This window comes from Aeromonas schubertii, assembly GCF_000820105.1.
Taxonomy (GTDB): domain Bacteria; phylum Pseudomonadota; class Gammaproteobacteria; order Enterobacterales; family Aeromonadaceae; genus Aeromonas; species Aeromonas schubertii.
Genome location: NZ_CDDB01000002.1, coordinates 1 through 21,660, shown reverse-complemented (window position 1 = coordinate 21,660; position 21,660 = coordinate 1). Strand labels below are relative to the sequence as shown.

The 21,660-nt window shown below is 61.6% G+C and carries 22 protein-coding genes; 11 read left to right on the top strand and 11 right to left on the bottom strand.

What is annotated here, in order from left to right; translation table 11 throughout:
• Positions 1-214: 214 nt before the first annotated feature.
• The 5 genes from lon to BN1133_RS01165 all read right to left on the bottom strand — a co-directional run bounded on the left by lon (position 215) and on the right by BN1133_RS01165 (position 6,774).
• Positions 215-2,575, bottom strand: a complete 2,361-nt coding sequence (gene lon / locus BN1133_RS01185) for an endopeptidase La (RefSeq protein WP_050664741.1) — start codon at positions 2,573-2,575, stop codon at positions 215-217.
• A gap of 140 nt (positions 2,576-2,715) precedes the next feature.
• Positions 2,716-3,993: an ATP-dependent protease ATP-binding subunit ClpX gene (gene clpX, locus BN1133_RS01180; RefSeq protein WP_050664740.1), complete on the bottom strand. Its 1,278-nt coding sequence runs from the start codon at positions 3,991-3,993 to the stop codon at positions 2,716-2,718.
• A 75-nt stretch (positions 3,994-4,068) separates the two neighbouring features.
• Positions 4,069-4,692 (bottom strand): ATP-dependent Clp endopeptidase proteolytic subunit ClpP, encoded by a 624-nt coding sequence (clpP, locus tag BN1133_RS01175; protein ID WP_005354052.1) that lies wholly within the window; start codon positions 4,690-4,692, stop codon positions 4,069-4,071.
• Between the two features lie 86 nt (positions 4,693-4,778).
• A complete protein-coding gene (gene tig, locus BN1133_RS01170) occupies positions 4,779-6,089 on the bottom strand; it encodes a trigger factor (protein ID WP_050664739.1) in 1,311 nt (436 codons plus the stop codon).
• A gap of 304 nt (positions 6,090-6,393) precedes the next feature.
• Positions 6,394-6,774: a diacylglycerol kinase gene (locus tag BN1133_RS01165; RefSeq protein ID WP_050664738.1), complete on the bottom strand. Its 381-nt coding sequence runs from the start codon at positions 6,772-6,774 to the stop codon at positions 6,394-6,396.
• Positions 6,775-6,918: 144 nt separating this feature from the next.
• On the opposite strand from BN1133_RS01165, the gene BN1133_RS01160 reads away from it, so the two are divergent.
• Positions 6,919-7,983, top strand: a complete 1,065-nt coding sequence (locus tag BN1133_RS01160; protein WP_050664737.1) for a 3-deoxy-7-phosphoheptulonate synthase — start codon at positions 6,919-6,921, stop codon at positions 7,981-7,983.
• Between the two features lie 2 nt (positions 7,984-7,985).
• Here BN1133_RS01160 and BN1133_RS01155 read toward each other — a convergent pair whose 3' ends face one another.
• The 3 genes from BN1133_RS01155 to BN1133_RS01145 are packed head-to-tail and all read right to left on the bottom strand — an operon-like array spanning position 7,986 to position 10,448.
• Positions 7,986-8,720 carry an ATP-binding cassette domain-containing protein gene (locus tag BN1133_RS01155; RefSeq protein ID WP_050664736.1) on the bottom strand — a complete coding sequence of 245 codons (735 nt, stop codon included), beginning with the start codon at positions 8,718-8,720 and terminating at the stop codon, positions 7,986-7,988.
• Positions 8,707-9,663: a vitamin B12 ABC transporter permease BtuC gene (btuC, locus tag BN1133_RS01150; protein WP_231686221.1), complete on the bottom strand. Its 957-nt coding sequence runs from the start codon at positions 9,661-9,663 to the stop codon at positions 8,707-8,709. Before btuC ends, BN1133_RS01155 begins: the two co-directional genes overlap by 14 nt.
• 50 nt (positions 9,664-9,713) lie before the next feature.
• On the bottom strand, positions 9,714-10,448 hold the full coding sequence (locus BN1133_RS01145) for a substrate-binding periplasmic protein (protein WP_050664734.1): 735 nt from the start codon (positions 10,446-10,448) through the stop codon (positions 9,714-9,716).
• Between the two features lie 99 nt (positions 10,449-10,547).
• Here BN1133_RS01145 and BN1133_RS01140 point away from each other — a divergent pair, with 99 nt between their 5' ends.
• Together BN1133_RS01140 and BN1133_RS01135 are read left to right on the top strand one after the other, a co-directional pair.
• A complete protein-coding gene (locus BN1133_RS01140) occupies positions 10,548-10,901 on the top strand; it encodes a DMT family protein (RefSeq protein WP_050664733.1) in 354 nt (117 codons plus the stop codon).
• 55 nt (positions 10,902-10,956) lie between these two features.
• The gene (locus BN1133_RS01135) at positions 10,957-12,078 is read left to right on the top strand and encodes a PilT/PilU family type 4a pilus ATPase (RefSeq protein WP_050664732.1); all 1,122 of its coding nucleotides are present in this window, start codon (positions 10,957-10,959) and stop codon (positions 12,076-12,078) included.
• 51 nt (positions 12,079-12,129) lie between these two features.
• Here BN1133_RS01135 and BN1133_RS01130 read toward each other — a convergent pair whose 3' ends face one another.
• From BN1133_RS01130 to BN1133_RS01120, 3 genes are read right to left on the bottom strand one after another with little or no spacing between them, the layout of a single operon-like run.
• On the bottom strand, positions 12,130-12,372 hold the full coding sequence (locus BN1133_RS01130; RefSeq protein ID WP_050664731.1) for a FeoC-like transcriptional regulator: 243 nt from the start codon (positions 12,370-12,372) through the stop codon (positions 12,130-12,132).
• Positions 12,369-14,636 carry a Fe(2+) transporter permease subunit FeoB gene (gene feoB / locus BN1133_RS01125; RefSeq protein ID WP_050664730.1) on the bottom strand — a complete coding sequence of 756 codons (2,268 nt, stop codon included), beginning with the start codon at positions 14,634-14,636 and terminating at the stop codon, positions 12,369-12,371. Before feoB ends, BN1133_RS01130 begins: the two co-directional genes overlap by 4 nt.
• Complete coding sequence (locus BN1133_RS01120; protein ID WP_050664729.1) at positions 14,633-14,860, bottom strand: FeoA family protein; 228 nt, start codon at positions 14,858-14,860, stop codon at positions 14,633-14,635. Before BN1133_RS01120 ends, feoB begins: the two co-directional genes overlap by 4 nt.
• Before the next feature lie 117 nt (positions 14,861-14,977).
• On the opposite strand from BN1133_RS01120, the gene BN1133_RS01115 reads away from it, so the two are divergent.
• The 8 genes from BN1133_RS01115 to BN1133_RS01080 all read left to right on the top strand — a co-directional run bounded on the left by BN1133_RS01115 (position 14,978) and on the right by BN1133_RS01080 (position 20,864).
• Positions 14,978-15,307, top strand: coding sequence for a translation initiation factor (locus BN1133_RS01115; protein WP_050664728.1), 330 nt, complete (start codon positions 14,978-14,980; stop codon positions 15,305-15,307).
• A 239-nt stretch (positions 15,308-15,546) separates the two neighbouring features.
• Positions 15,547-16,104 carry a TMEM165/GDT1 family protein gene (locus BN1133_RS01110; RefSeq protein WP_050664727.1) on the top strand — a complete coding sequence of 186 codons (558 nt, stop codon included), beginning with the start codon at positions 15,547-15,549 and terminating at the stop codon, positions 16,102-16,104.
• A gap of 52 nt (positions 16,105-16,156) precedes the next feature.
• Complete coding sequence (locus BN1133_RS01105) at positions 16,157-17,083, top strand: DUF2157 domain-containing protein (protein WP_050664726.1); 927 nt, start codon at positions 16,157-16,159, stop codon at positions 17,081-17,083.
• Positions 17,076-18,062 carry a DUF4401 domain-containing protein gene (locus BN1133_RS01100; RefSeq protein ID WP_050664725.1) on the top strand — a complete coding sequence of 329 codons (987 nt, stop codon included), beginning with the start codon at positions 17,076-17,078 and terminating at the stop codon, positions 18,060-18,062. Before BN1133_RS01105 ends, BN1133_RS01100 begins: the two co-directional genes overlap by 8 nt.
• On the top strand, positions 18,059-18,520 hold the full coding sequence (locus tag BN1133_RS01095; RefSeq protein ID WP_082177851.1) for a GDYXXLXY domain-containing protein: 462 nt from the start codon (positions 18,059-18,061) through the stop codon (positions 18,518-18,520). Before BN1133_RS01100 ends, BN1133_RS01095 begins: the two co-directional genes overlap by 4 nt.
• 66 nt (positions 18,521-18,586) lie before the next feature.
• A complete protein-coding gene (locus BN1133_RS01090; protein ID WP_050664724.1) occupies positions 18,587-19,330 on the top strand; it encodes a substrate-binding periplasmic protein in 744 nt (247 codons plus the stop codon).
• Between the two features lie 10 nt (positions 19,331-19,340).
• Positions 19,341-20,072, top strand: a complete 732-nt coding sequence (locus BN1133_RS01085; protein WP_050664723.1) for a substrate-binding periplasmic protein — start codon at positions 19,341-19,343, stop codon at positions 20,070-20,072.
• Positions 20,073-20,141: 69 nt separating this feature from the next.
• The gene (locus tag BN1133_RS01080; protein WP_050664722.1) at positions 20,142-20,864 is read left to right on the top strand and encodes a TerC family protein; all 723 of its coding nucleotides are present in this window, start codon (positions 20,142-20,144) and stop codon (positions 20,862-20,864) included.
• Positions 20,865-21,660 lie beyond the last annotated feature (796 nt).

The window sequence follows — 21,660 nt, the reverse complement described above, 5'->3', positions numbered from 1 at the left end:
GAACATCGCTACGGCGCTGATTTCCCTGGCCGCAACAAGTGGAGGTTTTTATAACAAGCCTCCTGATCAGTTGCAAGTGACAATCTGGCGCAAACCCGCGCCACATCACGCCTTGCGACTCATCATGAGTTCCCGGTCGGGGGACAAGGCTACTGCCCTTAATGAGACCTTGCAAGCCTTCTCCCCCGCCCTCATGCACCAAATTTGCGGTACATCATGCTTTAACGTCAGAAACGACCTCAAAACCCTGAGGATTTTCGGCCAGAGCCAGCTCCAGCACCTGATCGATCCAGCGTACCGGATGGATTTCCAGATCGGCCTTGACGTTGGCCGGGATCTCTTCCAGATCGCGCTCGTTCTCTTTGGGGATCAGCACACGCTTGATGCCACCACGGTGAGCCGCCAGCAGCTTCTCCTTGAGGCCACCGATAGGGAGCACCTCGCCACGCAGGGTGATCTCGCCAGTCATGGCCACATCGGCACGCACCGGATTGCCGGTGAGGCTGGAGACCAGGGCGGTACACATGGCGATACCGGCACTCGGACCATCCTTGGGGGTCGCCCCTTCCGGCACGTGTACGTGGATATCCCGCTTCTCGTAGAAGTCGGCGTTGATGCGCAGCTTCTCGGCACGGGCACGCACCACCGTCATGGCGGCCTGGATGGACTCCTGCATCACATCTCCCAGCGAACCGGTAAAGGTGAGCTTGCCCTTGCCGGGCACTGAGGTCGCCTCAATGGTGAGCAGATCGCCCCCCACCTCGGTCCAGGCCAGGCCACACACCTGACCCACCTGGTTGTGCTCTTCAGCCTTGCCGTAGTCAAAGCGCTGCACCCCGAGAAACTCCTTGAGGTTCTCCTGGTTCACGGTGACATGCTTGATGTTCTTGTCGAGCAGTATCTTCTTGACCGCCTTGCGACAGATCTTGGAGATTTCCCGCTCCAGGCTACGCACCCCGGCCTCGCGGGTGTAGTAACGGATCACCCCGAGAATGGCAGAGTCTTCGAGGGTGATCTCGCTCTCTTTAAGGCCGTTACGTTGTACCTGCTTGGCCACCAGGTGCTGCTTGGCGATGTTGAGCTTCTCGTCCTCGGTGTAGCCTGACAGACGGATCACCTCCATCCGATCGAGCAGCGGGCCCGGGATGTTCATGGAGTTGGAGGTGGCGACAAACATCACATCAGAGAGGTCGTAGTCCACCTCCAGATAGTGATCGCTGAAGCTGTTGTTCTGCTCCGGATCGAGGACCTCGAGCAGGGCGGAGGCGGGATCACCACGCATGTCCGAACTCATCTTGTCGATCTCGTCGAGCAGGAACAGGGGGTTTTTGACGCCCACTTTCGCCATCTTCTGGATGAGCTTGCCGGGCATGGAGCCGATATAGGTGCGGCGATGGCCACGGATCTCGGCCTCGTCACGCACGCCACCGAGGGCCATACGCACATACTTGCGGCCGGTGGCCTTGGCAATCGACTGACCCAGCGAGGTCTTGCCCACACCGGGGGGGCCAACTAGGCAGAGGATGGGCCCCTTGAGCTTGTTGACCCGCGCCTGCACCGCCAGGTACTCGAGGATGCGATCCTTGACCTTCTCCAGGCCATAGTGGTCCGCATCGAGGATATCCTGGGCCTTGGCGATGTCTTTCTTGACCTTGGTTCGCGCCTTCCAGGGCACCTGCACCAGCCAGTCGATATAGCCGCGCACCACGGTTGCCTCGGCCGACATGGGCGACATCATCTTGAGCTTGGAGAGCTCGGAGAGGGCCTTCTCACGCGCCTCTTCCGGCATACCGGACTCATCGATCTTGCGGCTGAGGGCCTCGAACTCGTCGGGGCTGTCTTCCAGCTCGCCAAGCTCTTTTTGAATCGCCTTCATCTGCTCGTTGAGGTAGTACTCCCGCTGGCTCTTCTCCATCTGCTTCTTGACGCGAGAGCGGATGCGCTTCTCGACCTGCAGCAGATCGATCTCGGACTCCATCATGGCCATCAGGAACTCGATACGCTCGGCGACGGAGGCAAACTCCAGCACCTTCTGCTTGTCCTCGAGCTTGAGGGGCATGTGGGCGGCCATGGTATCGGCCAGGCGAGCCGCATCATCGATGGCTGCGATGGAGGTGAGCACCTCGGGCGGAATCTTCTTGTTGAGCTTGATGTAGCCTTCGAACTGGCCGATGGCGGAGCGCACCAGCACTTCGGCCTCCCGCTCGGGGAGTCCCTCGGAGGTGAGGTAGCTCGCCTCCCCTACGTAATAGGCCCGATCATCGACCATCCGCTCCAGGCATGCCCGCTGGCCACCCTCGACCAGCACCTTGACGGTGCCATCGGGCAGCTTGAGCATCTGGAGTATGTTGGCCACAGTACCGACCGAGAACATCTCCTCGACCGTCGGATCATCTGTGGAGGCATCTTTCTGGGCAATGAGCAGGACTTTCTTGTCGTGCTCCATCGCCGCTTCCAGACACCGGATGGATTTTTCCCGCCCCACGAAGAGTGGAATGACCATGTGGGGATAAACCACCACGTCACGAAGAGGCAGGACGGGAATCTCGATGCGTTCTGAACGCTCTAGGTTCATATATGTCCTCTCGGCTTGTTATACCGTTGGCTAGCGCTTGGGTGAGTATATGGGGGCAGATCGGGGGGATTCAACGAATAAGGAGCCAAAAAGCATGAAAGGGGCGATTTGCCCCTTTCATTTGGTTAAAACACAGTCACTTACTCAGAGGCTGCGGCCTGGGTTTCAGGACGCTCGTAGATCATCAGGGGCGGTGTATCTCCCTTGATGACACCCTCGTCGATGACCACCTTGCTGACCCCTTCCTGGGAAGGCAGGTCATACATGGTATCGAGCAGGACGGCCTCCACGATGGAGCGCAGGCCACGAGCACCTGTCTTGCGCTCCATCGCCTTCTTGGCAATGGCGACCAGAGCATCCTCACGGAACTCCAGCTCCACCCCTTCCAGATCGAACAGGGCGGCATACTGCTTGGTCAGCGCATTCTTGGGCTCTTGCAGGATCTGGATCAGGGCAGCCTCGTCGAGCTCGCTCAAGGTCGCAACCACAGGCAGACGACCAATGAACTCGGGGATGAGACCGTACTTGATGAGATCCTCCGGCTCGACCTTGGCAAAGGTCTCGCTCAAGGTTGCCTTGGCATCCTTGGATTTGACCTCGGCGCCAAAACCGATGCCGGTGCCCTTGACGGAGCGCTGCTCGATCACCTTGTCGAGACCGGCGAAGGCACCGCCACAGATAAACAGGATCTTGGAGGTATCGACCTGCAAGAACTCCTGCTGCGGATGCTTGCGACCACCCTGGGGCGGCACGGAAGCAATGGTCCCCTCGATCAGCTTGAGCAGGGCCTGCTGCACCCCTTCCCCGGACACGTCGCGGGTGATGGAGGGGTTGTCGGACTTGCGGGAGATCTTGTCGATCTCGTCGATGTAGACGATGCCGCGTTGGGCCTTCTCTACGTCGTAGTCGCACTTTTGCAGCAGCTTCTGGATGATGTTCTCCACGTCCTCCCCCACATAACCGGCTTCGGTCAGTGTGGTGGCATCGGCCATGGTGAAGGGAACATCCAGCAGGCGCGCCAGGGTCTCGGCCAGCAGAGTCTTACCGCTACCGGTAGGACCTATCAGCAGAATATTGGACTTGCCCAGCTCAACCCCGTTGGTATCGACACCGCTCGAGCGCAGACGCTTGTAGTGGTTGTAGACGGCCACCGCCAGCACCTTCTTGGCATGCTCCTGCCCGATGACGTAGTCATCGAGATGGGCACGAATCTTGTGCGGGGTCGGCAGCTCGGCACCTTCCCGTTTGGGAGAGATGTCGCGGATCTCTTCGCGAATGATGTCGTTACACAGCTCGACACACTCGTCGCAAATATAGACGGAAGGGCCCGCGATCAGCTTGCGCACTTCATGCTGGCTCTTGCCGCAAAAAGAGCAATAGAGCAGCTTTTCGCCCTCACCCTTGCGTTTGTCTGTCATTAAGAAACCTCTATCGTGATGGCGCGGTCGTTGCGCACTCTCATGGTCAGTGTACTACAGGCCGCGCCCGAGTGCTCAGGAGCGATGGGTCAGCACGCCATCGACCAGACCATAGGCTACCGCCTGCTCGGCCGACATGAAGTTGTCACGGTCGGTATCGCGCTCGATGGTGGCCATGTCCTGACCGGTGTGGAATGCCAGACGCTCGTTCAGGGTGTTCTTGATCTTGAGGATCTCCTGGGCGTGGATCTGGATGTCCGACGCCTGGCCCTGGAAACCGCCCAGGGGCTGGTGAATCATCACCCGGGCGTTGGGCAGGCAGAAACGCTTGCCCTTGGCACCACCGGCCAGCAGGAAGGCGCCCATGGAGCAGGCCTGACCCATACAGACGGTGCTCACGTCCGGCTTGATGAACTGCATGGTGTCATAGATGGACATGCCCGCAGTCACCGAGCCACCCGGCGAGTTGATATAGATGTAGATGTCCTTGTCCGGATTCTCGGACTCGAGGAACAGTAGCTGTGCCACCACCAGATTGGCCATCTGATCTTCCACCTGACCGGTCAGGAAGATCACCCGCTCTTTGAGCAGACGGGAGTAAATATCGTAGGAGCGCTCACCCTTGGCGGTCTGCTCAACCACGATGGGGACCAGGGCATTGCTGGGGGAGTCGGTCACATCGTTATAGTTTTTGAACATAAGGCATTGTCCCTAAAATAAAATGGCCCGAGTGAGTAACACACGGGCCATTATACGTAACACTCTTGACCTTAAGTCAAATGTTCTTAGGCACCGGCAGCAGACTTGTTGATGACCTCGTCGAAGCTTACCGCTTTCTCGGTCACCTGAGCCTTGGAGAGGATGAGGTCGATCGCCTGATCTTCGATGGCCAGGTTGCGCACGCCGTTCAGGGCCTGCTCGTTCTGCTTGTAGTACTCAACCACTTCCTTCGGATCTTCGTAGGCGGTGGCCATGGACTCGATGATGGACTCGACGCGAGCGTCGTCAGCCTTGATCTCGTTGGTGCGGATCACTTCACCCAGCAGCAGACCAACGCGCACGCGGCGCTCGGCCTGGTCCTTGAACAGCTCGGCCGGCAGCTCGGGGGCGTTGCCACCCTGGAAGCCGCCGAAGCGCTGCAGGGCCTGCTTGCGCATGGCGTCGATCTCTTGCTCAACGGCAGCCTTCGGCAGGTCGATGGCATTGGTGTCGACCAGACCGTTCAGTACCTGCTCCTTGACGGCGTTCTTCAGGGCCTGGGAGAGCTCGCGCTCCATGTTCTTGCGAACCTCGCCCTTGAGCTCTTCAACGGCACCGCTCTCGATACCGAAACGCTTGACGAACTCCTCGGACAGCTCCGGCAGGATCTGCTCTTCAACCTTGTGCAGCTTGGAGGCAAACTTGGCCGCCTTGCCCTTGAGGTTTTCGGCGTGGTAGTCAGCCGGGAAAGTCACCTCGATGGTGAACTCGTCGCCAGCCTTCTTGCCCATGATGGCGTCTTCGAAGCCCGGGATCATACGACCGGCACCCAGTACCAGGTTGAAGCCTTCGGCCTTGCCGCCGTCAAACTCTTCACCGTCGATGGAGCCGACGAAGTCCATGGTGACACGCATGCCATCGGCGGCAGCGGCGTCAACGTCAGACCAGGTGGCGTGCTGCTTGCGCAGGGTGTCGATCATCTTGTCCAGATCGGCGTCGGTCACGGCAGCAACCGGCTTCTCGATCTTGATGCTCTCCAGACCGGCCACTTCGAACTCGGGATAGACTTCGAAGGTGGCGGAGAAGACGAAATCCTGACCTTCTTTGATCTCTTGCGGATCCATGGTCGGGGCACCGGCCGGGCTCAGCTTGTTATCGATGATGGCCTTGATGAAGTTGGTCTGCATCATTTCGTCGGCAACGCGGGCATGGGCCAGGGCGCCAAACATCTTCTTGATGATGGAAACAGGTGCCTTGCCCGGACGGAAACCGTCGATGCGACGGGACTTGGCCAGACCGTTCAGCTCTTTCTTCACGGCGGCGTCAACGGCGGCAGCCGGAACAGTGATAGTCAGGCGACGTTCCAGACCCTGGGTTGTCTCTACAGAAACTTGCATTCTTTTACCTCGTTCAACTCAGCACTCGGTGCTGACCCTTTATCTCCCCAAGGGTCTCCCCGGGGTCTTCCTGGTATTCAAAGACAACAGGGTGTCTTTGCTCAAATGAAAATCAGACGCGGCATTATAGCGGTGCGGTCCGGTCGAGTCGAGCCGCAGCGCCGTACGATTCTGTGCACCAGCACGCGATTTGATGCACAACCGGAGCCGAAGGTGGCGACCCGAAGGGAATATTTCAAGGCTTTTTCCCTTTTTTTCTCTCAAATGGGCAAAAAGCCGGCAGAGAGTGCCGTTTGTGCGACCATTACCACCATCCGAACAAGTTACGACCGGCGATAGCCCCCCAGACGAACAGGGTCAGGGCCAATGCCAGAAACACCGCGGCCGAGCCCATGTCCTTGGCCCGACCCGACAGCTCGTGGCGCTCCGATCCAATCCGATCTACCACCGCCTCCAGGGCCGAGTTGAGCACCTCGACGATCACCACCAGCCAGCTGACACAGACCAGCAGCAGGATCTGCTCGAGGGTATTGCCGACCCAAAACGCCAACGGCATGAGAAACAGGATGAGCATCAGCTCCTGGCGAAAGGCCGCCTCATTGCACCAGGCGGCCTTGAGCCCCTTGATGCTGTATCCGGTGGCGTGAATGATCCGGGTCAGACCGGTAGCCCCAGGTTTTCCCACATGACACCTCGATTATGTGCAAGCAGTACAGAACAGAAGGGCACGATAGTACCAGAGCGCCCTGCGGTTTCAATCAAGCGGCTTTTGCATTATGGTAAGCCCTTGCTTTCATGGGCCCTGTCGGCCATTTGACCCGAGTTGTATATGTCCATTCACACTGACGAACTGAGAACACGGCGCATCGGCGATCTCATCACTCCACGCGAGCTGGCTCGCTCCTTTCCCATCGATGACGAGACGGCGGGCCATCTGCTGACGGCCCGACGGGAAGTGGAGGCCATCTTGCAGGGGGAGGACAAGCGTCTGCTGGTGATCATTGGGCCCTGCTCCATTCACGATCCAGAGGCAGCCCTGGAGTATGCCCGTCGTCTGGTGATCCTGCGCGAGCGCTACGCCTCGAGCCTGTGCGTCGTCATGCGCACCTATTTCGAGAAGCCGCGCACCATCATCGGCTGGAAGGGGCTCATCAACGACCCCCACCTGGATGGCAGTTTCGACGTCAATCAGGGGCTCTGCCTGGCCCGCAAGCTGCTGCTCGAGATCAACCAGCTCGGCATGCCCACCGCCACCGAATTTCTCGACATGGTCACCGGTCAGTATTACGCCGACCTCATCACCTGGGGCGCCATCGGCGCCCGCACCACAGAGTCCCAGGTACACAGAGAGATGGCCTCTGCCCTCTCCTGCCCGGTTGGCTTCAAAAATGGCACCGACGGTAACCTGCGCATCGCCATCGATGCGGTGCGTGCCGCCCGCCACAGCCACATCTTCTACTCCCCCGATAAAGAGGGGAAGATGACCATCTACCGCACCGCCGGCAATCCGCACGGTCACGTTATCCTGCGCGGCGGCCACAGGCCCAACTACGACACAGCCAGCATCGATGAGGCGTGCGAGGCCCTGGCGGGCGTGGCCCTGCCCCAGCGCCTGGTGGTGGACTTCAGCCATGGCAACAGCATGAAGGATCACCGCCGTCAGATGTTGGTGGCCGAGGATATCTGTGATCAACTGCGCCGCGGCCGCAGCGGCATCGCCGGTATCATGGCCGAGAGCTTCCTGGTGGAGGGGCGTCAGGAGGTGGTTGACGGGCGCGCCGCCACCTTCGGCCAAAGCATCACGGATGCCTGCCTCTGCTGGGAGTCAAGCGAGCGTCTGGTGGCCATGCTGGCCGAGGCCAGCCAGGCCCGCATGAGCTGCCAGCCGCGATAACCCTAGCCGATAGGCAGGATCCAGTGCCGACCGGCCGCTTCCACGCGGCCGGTTTTTATTTTGAAGACCCGCTCTAGCACTGCCGGCTCCAGCCCTTCAGGCTCCCCGTCAAAACATAGCCGCCCCTGTTCGAGACAGAGCAGGCGATCGGCCCAGTGCAGAGCCAGGTTGAGGTCATGAATGGAGAGCACGACCCCCATCCCCTGCCCCGTCAGATGACGCAATAGCCCCAGCAGGGCGTGCTGATGGTGCAGATCGAGCCCGGCCAGGGGCTCGTCGAGCAGCAGCAGGCCGGCATTTTCGATGGGCCACACCTGCAGCAGGGTGCGGGCGATCACCACCCGTTGCAGCTCCCCTCCCGACAGGGTTGTCGCATCGCGCCCCAGCAGGGGGCCAAGCTCCAGGGTCTGCATCAGGGTATCGAGACCGGCATGGACGCACTCGGACGCCACCCCCAGGGTAAGCAGCTCGAAGACCGGCATGGGGAGACCGGGCTGCACCCGCTGGGTCAAGAGCGCACGCCGGGCCGCCAGGCTAGGCCAGTCGTAATCCCACAAGGGACGCTTATCGAGAGAGATCCTCCCCGTGCCCGGTGTCAGCAGCCCGGCCATGGCACCGAGCAGGGTCGATTTTCCGCTACCATTGGGACCAATCAGAGCCACCGCCTCGCCCCCCCGGAGGGAGAGGGAGACCTCATGGAGCCGGCCACTCAGGGTGACACATTCAAGATGCAGCATGGCGCCTCATCAACAGAGCGATAAAAAGGGGAGCCCCCAGGGTGGCGGTCACCACCCCGATGGGCAGTTCACCGCTGGAGAGGGTGGTGCGGGCCAGCAGATCGGCCATCAGCAGCAACAGGGCACCACCGAGGGCCGAGGCGGGCAGCAGATGGCGCGGATGGGTCACCCCGCAAAGACGCAGCAAGTGCGGCACCACCAGCCCGACAAAACCGATGACACCGGCCAGGGAGACGGCCAACGCGGTGAGCAGACAGACCAGCAGGATGAGCCAGGTTCGCTCTCGCACCACGTCGAGCCCCATCAGGCGCGCCTGATCTTCCCCCAACAACAGCAGTTGCATGGCACCTCCACGCCGCCACAGCAGCAGGGCGCCAGTGAGGAGCAGGGGCAGACTCCAGAAGAGCTGGCTCCCCCCGAAGGCGAGACTGCCCATGAGCCAGAACATAAACTGGCGCAACGAGGCGTCATCGGCCAGATAGAGCAACCAGGTCACGGCGGCGTTGGCCAAAATACCGATGGCCACACCAAACAGCAGCAGACGCCCGGTATCGAGGCGTCGCCGGCGTGACATCCCCACCAAAAGCGCGGTGACCAGCAGGGCTCCGGCGAAACTCGCCACAGCCAGGGCCCAGGCGGGGAGTATCCATCCCCCCCCATTGGCCAACGTCATCGCCACCATGGCACACAGCCCGGCCCCGCTCGAAATGCCGAGCAAGCCGGGCTCGGCCACCGGGTTGTAGAGCAGCACCTGCAGGGTAGCCCCGCTCATGGCCAGCGCCGCCCCTACCCCGATGGCCAGCAAGGTACGCGGCAGGCGCAATTGCCAGAGGATCTGCTGCCCCAAGGGGTCTTGCTCCTGCCAGGGCCAGACCCCGTAGGCGCCGAGGGAGAGGGAGAGCCCTCCCATGATGAGCAGGGCGAGGAGCAGGATCAGCAGCAACCCTCGTTGGCGCTGTTGTTGACGCGTCTGGAGCTGATGGTGGGAGAGATTCAGTGGAGCTCCTTAACCCGGGGGCGATAGGCGGTGGCAAGGCGCTCGATAGTGCCATCTTTCACCATGCTCGCCAAGGCGTTAGCCAGCGCAACCCCCTGGGTCTGCCGGCCCGCAGCCCGGCTCATCCCCACATAGAGGTTAACCCTGGCCTCGGGCTGCCAGGGGGCCTTGACCAGTCGTGCCGGCGACTGAGCCAGTGCATAGTCGACCTGGCAGTCGGTACCGATCAACAGGTCCAGGTGGCCACGCTCTACCATGCCCAGCAACTGCTGCTCGGTCGGCACGCCGTGCCGGTGCAAGGCGGGATCCGAATCAAACGGCTCGAAATAGGCTGACTTCAGCACATAGCCCAGCTCAAGGGGGCGCAGATCCTCATAGCGGCGCACCCGCTGCGCCACCTCGGGCGGACCGTAGAAAGCGGGACGGCACTGGTAATAGGAGGGCTCGAGATAGTCGATATAGCGCTCACGCTCCGGTGTGCGGGCCAGCCCCATCATCAGGTCGACCTTGCCACTTTGCATAAACGAGAGTGCCCGCCCCCAGGGATAGCGGCGAATGGTCACCTCGACGCCGGCTCGCTCGGCCATGGCCTCGAGGATATCCACATCCAGACCGCGGAATTGCCCCTCCTGCATCATGCGAAAGGGGGGCCACTCATCCATGGCCACCACCAGGGGGGCACTCCATACGGAAGGGACCAGCCAGAGCAGTCCCCAATACCACCACTTCATTACACCATCCTTGCCACGACAACTCACATCCGTGTCCCCTCTTTATCCCACAAGCCGCCCGGGCTATAAAGAGCCCCCTTTTTCTTTTGGACACAAAGCATGAACCCCGTCACCACCAGCATAGGCCTGCTGCTGTGCAGCAACGTCTTCATGACCTTCGCCTGGTATGCCCATCTCAAGAACATGGGCCACAAGCCCTGGATCATCGCAGCCCTGGTGAGCTGGGGGATCGCCCTGTTCGAGTATCTGCTGCAGGTACCGGCCAACCGCATCGGTCATCAGGTGCTGACGGTGGCGCAATTGAAGATCCTGCAAGAGGTGATCACCCTGACCGTCTTCGTCCCCTTCTCGGTGTTCTACCTCAAAGAGGAGATCAAGCTCGACTATCTGTGGGCAGCCCTTTGCATGATGGGAGCCGTCTTCTTCGTCTTTCGAGAGAAACTGACCGGTTGAGCCGATACAGGCCCCTTGCGGTTATAATCAACCCATTGCGACACGAGGACTCACCATGGAATTGCAACCCCTGCTGCAGATCCTGGCCCACCAGGATGGCTCTGATCTCTATCTCTCTACCGGTGCCCCCCCCAGCGCCAAGTTTCAGGGGGTGCTCAAACCCCTGGGCAGCGATCCCCTCCCCCCCGGTGAGACGGCCCGCATCGCCGACAGCATCATGGACGAAGAGCAACGCATCGCCTTCGCCAAGGATCTGGAGATGAACCTGGCCCTCTCCATCCCCAAGGTGGGGCGCTTTCGTGTCAATATCTTCAAACAGCGCAACGAGATCTCCATCGTCGCCCGTAACATCAAGACCGAGATCCCCCGCTTCGAGGATCTCAAGCTGCCCGACGTGCTGCTCGAGACCATCATGGAGAAGCGGGGTCTGGTGCTGTTTGTCGGCGGTACAGGCTCGGGAAAATCCACCTCGCTGGCGGCCCTCATCGACCACCGTAACCGTAACAGCGGCGGCCACATCATCACCATCGAGGACCCTGTCGAGTATGTCCACCAGCACAAACGCTGTATCATCAACCAGCGCGAGGTGGGGGTCGACACCCGCAGCTTCCACGCAGCGCTCAAAAATACCCTGCGCCAGGCACCGGATGTGATCCTTATCGGGGAGATCCGCGATCGGGAGACCATGGAGCACGCCCTCGCCTTTGCCGAAACCGGGCACCTGGCCATCTCCACCCTGCACGCCAACAACGCCAACCAGGCCCTCGATCGCATCATCAACTTCTTCCCCGAGGAGCGCCGTCCCCAGCTGCTGCAAGATCTGGGCAACAACCTCAAGGCCTTCATCTCCCAGCGGCTGGTCAAGACCAAGGAGGGGGGGCGCCGCGCCGCCGTCGAGGTGATGCTCGGCACCCACACGGTACGCGACATGGTCAAACGCAGCGAATTTGGCGGCCTCAAGGAGGTGATGGAGAAATCCAGAGCCCTTGGCATGATCACCTTCGATCAGGCCCTCTTCGAACTGGTGGTCGAGGGGTGCATCGAAGAAGAAGAGGCGGTGAAAAATGCCGATTCGGCCAACAACTTGCGCCTCAAGATCAAGCTCTGGCGTGAGAAGGGACAAATCGCCAACAGCAACGACTCCTCCGGATGGGCCATCGACATGGGCGACCACTGACCCGGCCGATATACGAAAAGAGGGCCCGCAATGCGGGCCCTCTCGCTTTAATCAGCGGTGAAACACCACCCCTATCTCGCCGTCGGGCAACCACTCGAAAAGCACCTCCGATTTCTGGCCGCAGCAGCTGCCACTGCAGCCCCCGGTGGCGCACTTGCGCACCCTGCCCTTGCGCATCCAGACCCCCAGCATCGCCTCGACGGCATCTTCCGAGGTGGCGAAATGACGGGCCAGATCCCGCCGGGAGACCCGGCCCTGCCGGGCCAGATAGTCACCCAGTTCGCGCAGGATCACAGTACCACCGCCTTGCGGGCCATGATGTCCCCGTGGCGGCGCATGGCGACCCAGAGCAGTACCGTCATCATCAGGTAGAAGAGTACCCACAGCAGGCTCTGCTGGGGATGACGGGTGAAGGTCAGCACCTGATAGCAGAGTGTGGCCCCCATGAAGGCGGTGTAGTTGCACCACAGGGCGGTGAAGATGGCCCAGCCACGGCCGGTCTCACGGACCAGAGCTCCCATGGCGGCCGCGCAGGGCATGTAGAGCAGCACGAAGACCAGATAGGCCAGGGCGCCGGCTGCGCCGTCGAAATGCTGCTGCATGTTGCCATAGGTGGCCACATCGACCTCTTGCTCCTCGGCAGCTACGGCGGCATCTTCCACTTCGCCAACCGAGATGCCGATAGGATCGCGCGGATCGATGGCCGAGAGATTTTCCGGGATGGTGGCCAGTGCCTCCTGCAGGCTGCCAAGCAGGCTGTACTCACCCGCCTCGTCGTCGGCACTGCCGGCATAGAGGCTGTTCAGGGTGCCCACGACCGCCTCCTTGGCGAAGATACCGGTGACGATCCCGACCGTTGCCTGCCAGTTGTCATCACGGATCCCCAGCGGGTGCAGCACAGGGGTGACCCACTTGCTGACCGTGGCCAGGATGGACTTTTCACCGCCTGCGTGATCGAAACGGCCGTCGGTACCCAGGTTGTTAAAGACGCTCAGGATAGCGACCACCAGCACTATGGTCTTGCCCGCCCCGAAGATGAAGGTCTTGAGCTTCTGCCAGGTCTTGAGCAGCACGTGATTGAGGCGCGGCAGTTCATAGTCCGGCATCTCCATCAGGAGACTCTCGCTCTTGCCCGGCAGCAGGGTGCTGCGCAGCAGCAGACCGGTTAGCACGGCCACCAGAATCCCCAGCAGATAGAGGGCAAAGACCAGATCCTGACCGTTATGGGGGAAGAAGGCGACCGCAAACAGGGCGTAGACCGGCAGGCGGGCGCCGCACGACATAAAGGGGGCCATCGCCGAGGTCATCAACCGCTCCCGCTCGGCCCCCAGGGTACGCGCCGCCATCACCGCCGGCACCGAGCAACCAAAGCCCATCAGCATGGGCACGAACGCCTTGCCCGGCAAGCCGAGACGGCGCATCAGGGCATCCACGACGAAGGCGGCGCGGGCCAGATAGCCAGAGCTCTCGAGCACGGCGAGGAAAAGGTAGAGGCAGGCGATGACGGGAATGAAGGTGGCCACCGTCTGCAGACCGGCACCGAAGCCATCGGCCAGGATAGCGCTCATCCAGTCAGGCGCCGAGACCAGACCCAGCAGGTACTTGATCCCGTCTACAAACAGGGCGCCCCCCATGATATCGAAGAAGTCGATAAAGGCGCTGCCCACGTTGATGGCGAACAGGAACATCAGGTACATCACCATCAGGAAGAAGGGGATCCCGACCCAGCGGTTGAGCAGCACCCGATCCAGTCGCTCGCTGCCGGCCGCCGAGAGCTTGCCCTTCTGATGGCGATAGGCCTGGCAGAGGCCATGGATGTGACCATAACGCACATCGGCCAGTTGCAGATCCACGTCATGCCCCTGCTGCATCCGCTCGATCAGGGCGCGGACCGAGGCCTGGCGCTCAGCGTCGAGCCCACCGAGGAAACTGCTGTCCCCCTCCAGAAGACGCAGGGCACGACCACGGGCCACCGTATGGTGCTCGTCACCGATACACAGAGCCAGCTCATCGATGGCTGCCTCAAACTCACTGCCGTAGTCGAGACGCAAGGGGGACTGATCGCCGGTGAAGGTGAGCAGGGCATCCTTGAGGGCCGCAATTTGACGCGGCTTGCGGGTCGAGAGAGCAATCACGGGGCAACCCAGGGCACTGGCCAGCGCCTTGGTGTCGATCTCGATGCGGCGTTTTTCCAGCAGGTCCATCTTGTTGAGCACCACCAGTACCGGCAGGCCCAACTCGCGCAGCTGCACGGTCAGATAGAGGGAGCGCTCGAGGCTGGCGGCATCGATGACATTTAAGAAGAGGTCGGGGCGCTGGCTCTGGATATAGCGGCTGGCGATCTGCTCGTCGATGGTGTCATGCTGATTGCCCAGACCATAGATGCCGGGCAAGTCCATCAGCTCCACCTCGAAGCCACGATGATCGAAGCGGCCACTCTTCTTCTCCACCGTCACACCGGACCAGTTACCCACCTGCTGGCGGGCGCCGGTCAGGGCATTAAAGAGGGAGGTCTTGCCACTGTTGGGGTTACCCACGGTCACCACATTCAACTTCATACTGCTTCTACCTCGATAAGCCGGGCCAGACTCTTCTGCATGGAGAGGCAGATCCCGTCACACTGGATCTGCAGGGGATCCCCGAGTGGGGCGGCACGCAAGAACTGCACCTGGCTTGTGGGGAGCAGCCCCATCACCATCAGTTTGCGACGAACCTGATGGTTCAATCTGTTCATGTTAACGATACGGGCACGCTGTCCCGGCGCCAGATCTGCAAGATCCATGGCCGACTCCTAACCTTAAACAAGAATAATTCGTTTTTATGATCGCCATTATAGGCCGTGATTCCAACTTTTTTTTGCGTAAAATCAAACTCTGCTCAGCAAATTCAGGAACGATTCATGTCACACGATGCCAACAGCCGCCTGGTCTACTCCACCGATCGCGGTCCCATCGACGAGCCCAGCACGCCCACATCAGCCTCCCCTTTCCCCGATGACGGCGTGGTGCGTATCCGCCGTGAAACCAAGGGGCGCAAGGGTGCCGGCGTCATCACGGTGCACGGGGTCCCGGCGGCGCAGCAGAAGACCATTGCCACGACCCTCAAGAAAAAGTGCGGTACCGGCGGCGCCCTCAAGGAGGGGGTGATTGAGATCCAGGGGGACAAGCGAGACCTGATCAAGGGGGAGCTTGAGAAAGCTGGCTTTACCGTCAAGCTGGTCGGAGGCTAAGGCCCTTGCCGCGGGCAGGGCTTTTCACTAGAATGCGCACTCCCATCGAGGGGGAGTAGTCTGGCCACCTGACGCCATGCAGGGGGCTGTCCTGATCAACACACTTGGTGCCAAATCACCATGGTCAGGACGCGGCATCAGCCGTTGACAAGACCTTTGACGGGCGGGCGCCTGAACCGGGGACGGAGGGCACCTGCCAGTCTTTGGTTGATAACGACTCCGTCCCCCGGTTCTCATTTATGGAAGCTCTGCTCACCTCCACCATCAGCGTGGCCATCGCCGAGATCGGCGACAAGACCCAACTGCTCGCCCTGCTGCTCATCTGCCGTTTCAGAAAGCCCTGGCCCATCATCGCCGGCATGCTGGTCGCGACCGTGCTCAACCACGCCGCCGCGGCCTGGGTGGGAGAGATGATAAGCCGCTGGCTCGATCCCAAGACCCTCACCTATCTGGTAGCCGGCGCCTTTATCGCCATGGCGGTCTGGATCCTGGTGCCCGACAAGATGGACGACGAGGAGAGCCCTCTCGATCGCTTCGGCCCCTTCCTGGCTACCTTCGTGCTCTTCTTTATCGCCGAGATAGGGGACAAGACCCAGATTGCCACCGTGCTGCTGGCGGCCAAATATGACGCCTTCTTCCAGGTGATCGCCGGGACCACCCTCGGCATGATGCTGGCCAACGTGCCTGTGGTGCTGCTTGGCAAGCTTGGCGCCGACCGCCTTCCGCTCAAGTGGATCCGCCTCGGCTGTGCCCTGCTCTTCGTGCTGCTCGGGGTCAGCACCCTGATGATGGCCTAACAATTTCCCCAAACCGTGAAATAATGGCGGCGTCATCTCGCAAGGAGCCGCCATGCTTCCCCCCTCTCGCGCCCCCCTGTTCGAATGGTTACGCACCGGTCGGCTCTCGCCGGCACGCTGGGAGGAGGCCCACCGTCTGCTGGGTCTGCCCCCCTCACCCGCCGCCTGGTACTGGCTGTTCGATCGCCTGCTGCTTGGGCTCGCTATCGCGGCGCTCGGTGGCGGCCTTATCTTCTTTGTCGCCTTCAACTGGCACGCCCTGGGTCGCCTGCCGCGTCTCTTGCTGGTCGCGCTGCCCTTGCTGCCCATCCTGCTGCTGGCCAGCCACCCTGGACGCACGGCCCCGACCCGGGAGGGGAGCCTGCTGCTCGCCGCCCTCAATCTCGGGGCCCTGCTGGCCCTGATGGGGCAGACCTATCAGAGCGGGGCCGACCCTTATGAGCTGTTCGCCCTCTGGGCCCTGCTCCTCTTGCCACTGGCCTGGCTCGGCCGCTCTCCCACCCTGTGGGCCCTCTGCTGGCTGCTTACCCAAGTGGCGCTGCTGCGCTACTGGCAGGTGACTCACCGTGGGCTGGACTGGCTCGATGAGCAGGGGGTGGCCTGGAGCCTCACACTCGGCAACGGCCTGCTCTGGGCCCTGGTTCGAGCCCTGCCCCGAACCTGGTTGCCCGAGGCACTGCCGGCGCTGGCGGCCGGCCTTGGCAGCACCCTGCTGGTGCTGCTGGCCATCACCGAGATTGCCTCACCGCTCGCCTGGCTCCTCTGGCTCGGCTGGATCGCCTGCGCCTATCTCGCCTGGCATGGCCGCTTTCTGACCGGATTGGCCCTGGGTGCCCTCTCCTTTATTACGGTCCTGCTCGCCCTCGTCGCTCACCAGATAGAGGTCGACGCCATGGGCGCCCTGCTGCTGGCCCTGCTCGCCATCGCCCTCTCTGCCGCTGCCGTACGCTGGCTTGCCCGGGAGGCTCGCCATGAGTGATCTTCTCTGGCAACGGCTCTGCCAGGCCGGACTGGTGGACGGCGAGCCTCCTCGCACCCCGCACTGGAGCAGCCGTCTGCTGCTTGGCGCCTGCGGCTGGCTGGCGGCCCTCTTCTTGCTCATCGCCCTGCATCTGGCCCTCGGCGAGACGCTGCTCGAAGCCCGTCATGCCCTGCTGCTCGGAACGAGTCTGCTGCTGACGGCGCGCCTGTTGCTGGCGTGGCAGGGAGAAGGGGATCTGGTGGCCCAGCTGGTGCTGGCCCTGGCGCTCACCGGTGACGGCTGGCTGCTTTATGGGGTGCTGGAGACAGGTGATCTCCACTCGGGGCAGCGCTGGCTGATGGCAGCCCTGGGGGCACTGGCCATCGCCCTGCTCTTTAACCACTGGCTGCTGCGCCTCTTCCACGGCTTTGCCAGCGCCCTGCTGCTGACCCTGGCTTTGGCCTGTGTGGGAATGCAAGCCCTGGCACAACCCCTGCTTCTGTGTGCCCTGCTGCTACTCTGGTATGCCTGCGACTGGCGAGCGCGCCACTACGCCCTGTGGGAGAGCCTGCAACTGGGTATCGCCCTGGCGCTGCTCGCCCTCGCCCTGGCCAGCCCCCTCGGCGAAGGGAGCCTGGATCCCCTCGGCTGGTTTGCCCCCTCTCGCCTTCCCTACTGGCTGACACCGCTGCTGAGCCTCCCCCCGCTCGCCCTGCTGGCACGACGCGCCATCATTCCCTGGCCGCTGATCCTGCCCCTGATGGGGGCTGCTGCCCTCATTGCGCATCTGGGGGGTGCCGCCCTGCTGCTCTTGCTCGGCTTTCATGGTGGCCATCGCGGACTCTGGAGCCTGGGATTGCTGCTCTTGGTGGCGAGCCTTGGTCTTTACTACTACGACCTGAATCTGACCCTGATGCACAAGTCACTGCTATTGGGCGCCAGCGGCCTGGCTCTGCTCGCCGCACGCCAGTTGCTTCGCCGTGGGAGGAGAGCATGAGCCGCACTCGCCTCATCCCCCTCTATGGCGTGCTGCTAGTGCTGCTGCTGGCCGGCATGACCCTCTGGCGGGAGTATGCCCTGAGCGCCGGAGAGCGATTGCTGCTGCCCCTGGCACCGGTCGATCCCCGTTCACTGATGCAGGGAGACTATATGCGCCTTGACTATGAGCTGGCCCGCCAGTGGCAACCGGGTACCCCGCTTGTCATCGTCATCGATGCAAGGGGCATCGCCCGGCGAGGGCATGGCAACCCCGCAGCGCTGGCTGCAAACGAACGAGCAATCTTCCCGAAGCAGGGGCGGATCGGCCCCGATGCCTATTTCTTCGAGGAGGGGAAAGGTGCGGCCCTGGCGCAGGCGCGGTTTGGCGAGTTTCGCCTCTATCGCGGGGATCTGCTGCTGGTCGGGTTGGCCGATGAGCAGGGACGGCCACTGGGCCAACGACGTCCGCGCTGGTAAGCAGGTTGTGATCCGGCCATTGTGTGTCAACACTTAGGCCAGACCCCTCATCTGCAAGGAGTGCCTATGAAGCGCTGGTCCCTTCTTCCGCTGCTCATGCTGGGCTGTGCCCAGGCAAGCGATCTGAGCGATCTGCAATACCTGAGCGAAGAGTATCGCCCCTATAACTACAGCGATGAGCAAGGCCAGCCCACCGGCCTCTCGGTAGAGTTGCTGCAAGCGGTATGGCAGCGGACCAACACCCGGCCCCAGCATATCACCATCATGCCCTGGGCCCGCGGCTACTACCTGCTGACCCAAAAACCCAACGTGGTGCTCTTCGCTACCGCCCGCACCGCGGCCCGTGAGCCCCTCTTCAAGTGGGCCTGCCCCATCGGCTACGCCGAAATCGTGCTGCTTGCCCTCAAGGGGAAGAGCCCTGAGCTCAAAAGCCTCGAGGATGCCAAGCAGTATCCCATCTCCGCCGTGCGTGCCGACGTGGGGGAACAACTGCTTCTCAACAACGGGTTTGACGAGGGGAAGATCCTCAGTGCCAACCGATTGCAGCAGGCTCTCAAGATGCTCACCTCGGGACGCGCCACTCTGCTCTCGACCAATCGCACAACCGTGATGGAGCTTATCCACAGCCAGCAGCTCGACCCGGAGCAGTTCAAGGTTGCCTGGATGCTGAGCTCAGAGCAGTTTTGTTATGCCTTCAGCAGCCAGGTCAGCGACGAGCTGGTCAAGCGCTTCCAGACCGGCCTCAACCAGGTGCTGGCCAGCGACAGCTATGGGCCTATTCGGGACAAGTACTTCCCGGGCAAACAGTAAGGCGCCTGCGATGAAAACACTGCTCATCCTCTGCCTGCTTCTCTGCCCCCTTCCCTTGCTGGCGGATCTGAGTCGCCTTGAGTATCTGACCGAGGATTATCCCCCCTACAACTATCAGGAAGAGGGCAAGGCGGCCGGACTGGCGGTTGAGATCCTCAAGCAGGTGTGGCAGCAAAGCGGCACACCGGAGCAGCCGGTGCGGGTGATCCCCTGGGCTCGCGGCTACTATCTGTTGACCCAGAAACCGGACGTGGTGCTCTTCTCGACCGCCCGCACCACGGTGCGTAACCCCCTGTTCAAATGGGCCTGCCCCATCGGCTATTCGGAGATAGTCCTGCTCGCCCTGGCCAAACATGAGATCACCCTGGCCGATGAGAGTGCCTTGCATGGCCACTCCTATGCGGCAGTGCGTTTCGACGTGGCCGAGCAACTGCTGCTCAACCGCGGGCTGGATGACACCCGGATCATGCCGGCCAACCGGCTCTCCCAGGCGCTGCGCATGCTGATGTCGGGGCGGGTCGAGATGGTCGCCGCCGGGGCGCTGGCCGCCCGCCAGGCCATGAAGGAGCTCGATGCCGACCCGGCCCTGTTTCAGCGGGTCTATACCCTGAGCGCCGAAGAGCTCTGCTTCGCCTTTAACCACGCCGTCAGTGACGAGACGGTCGACGAATTTCAACGAGCCCTGACCAAGGTATTGGCGAGCGAGCAGTATCAGCGCCTCTACAAGCGCTTCTTCCCCTGAGGGGACCCTCTCTCGCCTGTCCATCCGAAGAGGAGTACCATTCCTGCGTCTCTTCAGAAGGTGTACATCATGTTTGAATGGTTTCTGGACCCCGCCGCCTGGGTCGCTCTCGCCACCCTGACCCTGCTCGAGATCGTGCTCGGCATCGACAACATTATCTTTCTCTCCATCCTGGTCGGACGCCTGCCCGAAGCCCAACGCCAACGCGCCCGTCTGCTGGGACTGGGGCTTGCCATGGGCACCCGCATCCTGTTACTGCTCTCTCTGGCCTGGGTCATGCGCCTGACCACGCCCCTCTTTAGCGTGCTCGGTGAAATCATCTCGGGACGGGATCTCATCTTGCTGCTCGGCGGTCTCTTTCTCATCGCCAAGAGTACTCACGAGATCCACCAGACCATGGAGGGTGCAGAAACCGCCGACGATGGTACGGCCCACATCGGTGCCGGTTTTATCGCCACTCTGATCCAGATAGCCCTGCTCGATATCGTCTTCAGCCTCGACTCCGTCATCACTGCGGTCGGCATGGCCGATCACGTCCCCGTCATGGTGCTTGCCATCGTTATCGCCGTCGGGATCATGATGGTGGCGGCCAAGCCTATCGGTGACTTTGTCGATGCCCACCCCACCCTCAAGATGCTGGCCCTCTCCTTTTTGGTTCTGGTCGGCTTCGCCCTGATGGCCGAAGGGGTCGATCTCCATATACCCAAGGGATATATCTACTTCGCCATGGCCTTCTCCATGACGGTGGAGATGATCAATATTCGCCTGCGCCGCCACCTCGCCAGGCACTGATAGGGTGAGCCTTGCGGGGCTCGCCTTCTCCTCTCTCTTTGCCCCCGCCCCTCGACTGGCGGTCGCTTCATTGATTAATTTATTGATCTGGCACAGAAATCGACCACTTTTCCCTTTTCCTTGTCACGCCGGTGAGTAACATCTCCGTTTGGCGACAAAGTCTCATCGGAGTCACCCATGGGCCCTCTCTCGCAACGGCGCAGGTTAACGGCAGCAGACTGGGGGCTGTAACTCAGGGGCGGTAGCCAGCTCTTCTTATAAGGACAGGCATCTTTTTAACATGGACAGGCATGGTTGAGCTGAGCTGATCTCTTGCTCTTGCTGGCTCTCCTTCCCCATCAATCTCTGTGCCCTGAGAGGCATTTTTCTCCCGGCAACAGCGCTGTTGGCCCGGTGATGGAAGGCCCAGAACGAGCGTGAGTTTAACATGGACAGGCATGGTTGAGCTGAGCTGATGTCTTGCTCTTGCTGGCTCTCCTTCCCCATCAATCCCTGTGCCCTGAGAGGCATTTTTCTCCCGGCAACAGCGCTGTTGGCCCGGTGATGGAAGACCCAGAACGAGCGTGAGTGGGAAAAGACGCATGAAGACCCCTCGACTGAAGGCCGAGTGAGCACATTGAAGGGAAATGGTCAGGCGCAGAGCCAGCGCCGGCCGTTGGCAAGCCCCTGTCGCCGCTTGCGCTGCAAATGCTCGCAGAAATGGCCCAGCTCGTCGGGGGTGCCGGCCGGCCCCTTGAACAGGCGGCGAAAATCCCGGGTCAGCTTCTCCCAGTGCGCGGCGGGCAATCCCAATCGC

What these genes read in the sequence shown, in the direction of transcription:
- BN1133_RS01100 (WP_050664725.1), top strand. Translation starts at nt 17,076, where the DNA reads ATGAGTGATCTTCTCTGGCAACGGCTCTGCCAGGCCGGACTGGTGGAC.
- BN1133_RS01145 (WP_050664734.1), bottom strand. Translation starts at nt 10,448, where the DNA reads ATGAAGTGGTGGTATTGGGGACTGCTCTGGCTGGTCCCTTCCGTATGG.
- lon (WP_050664741.1), bottom strand. Translation starts at nt 2,575, where the DNA reads ATGAACCTAGAGCGTTCAGAACGCATCGAGATTCCCGTCCTGCCTCTT.
- BN1133_RS01120 (WP_050664729.1), bottom strand. Translation starts at nt 14,860, where the DNA reads ATGGATCTTGCAGATCTGGCGCCGGGACAGCGTGCCCGTATCGTTAAC.
- BN1133_RS01115 (WP_050664728.1), top strand. Translation starts at nt 14,978, where the DNA reads ATGTCACACGATGCCAACAGCCGCCTGGTCTACTCCACCGATCGCGGT.
- BN1133_RS01110 (WP_050664727.1), top strand. Translation starts at nt 15,547, where the DNA reads ATGGAAGCTCTGCTCACCTCCACCATCAGCGTGGCCATCGCCGAGATC.
- BN1133_RS01085 (WP_050664723.1), top strand. Translation starts at nt 19,341, where the DNA reads ATGAAAACACTGCTCATCCTCTGCCTGCTTCTCTGCCCCCTTCCCTTG.
- BN1133_RS01105 (WP_050664726.1), top strand. Translation starts at nt 16,157, where the DNA reads ATGCTTCCCCCCTCTCGCGCCCCCCTGTTCGAATGGTTACGCACCGGT.
- BN1133_RS01135 (WP_050664732.1), top strand. Translation starts at nt 10,957, where the DNA reads ATGGAATTGCAACCCCTGCTGCAGATCCTGGCCCACCAGGATGGCTCT.
- BN1133_RS01090 (WP_050664724.1), top strand. Translation starts at nt 18,587, where the DNA reads ATGAAGCGCTGGTCCCTTCTTCCGCTGCTCATGCTGGGCTGTGCCCAG.
- BN1133_RS01140 (WP_050664733.1), top strand. Translation starts at nt 10,548, where the DNA reads ATGAACCCCGTCACCACCAGCATAGGCCTGCTGCTGTGCAGCAACGTC.
- BN1133_RS01155 (WP_050664736.1), bottom strand. Translation starts at nt 8,720, where the DNA reads ATGCTGCATCTTGAATGTGTCACCCTGAGTGGCCGGCTCCATGAGGTC.
- tig (WP_050664739.1), bottom strand. Translation starts at nt 6,089, where the DNA reads ATGCAAGTTTCTGTAGAGACAACCCAGGGTCTGGAACGTCGCCTGACT.
- BN1133_RS01080 (WP_050664722.1), top strand. Translation starts at nt 20,142, where the DNA reads ATGTTTGAATGGTTTCTGGACCCCGCCGCCTGGGTCGCTCTCGCCACC.
- clpP (WP_005354052.1), bottom strand. Translation starts at nt 4,692, where the DNA reads ATGTTCAAAAACTATAACGATGTGACCGACTCCCCCAGCAATGCCCTG.
- BN1133_RS01095 (WP_082177851.1), top strand. Translation starts at nt 18,059, where the DNA reads ATGAGCCGCACTCGCCTCATCCCCCTCTATGGCGTGCTGCTAGTGCTG.
- feoB (WP_050664730.1), bottom strand. Translation starts at nt 14,636, where the DNA reads ATGAAGTTGAATGTGGTGACCGTGGGTAACCCCAACAGTGGCAAGACC.
- BN1133_RS01160 (WP_050664737.1), top strand. Translation starts at nt 6,919, where the DNA reads ATGTCCATTCACACTGACGAACTGAGAACACGGCGCATCGGCGATCTC.
- clpX (WP_050664740.1), bottom strand. Translation starts at nt 3,993, where the DNA reads ATGACAGACAAACGCAAGGGTGAGGGCGAAAAGCTGCTCTATTGCTCT.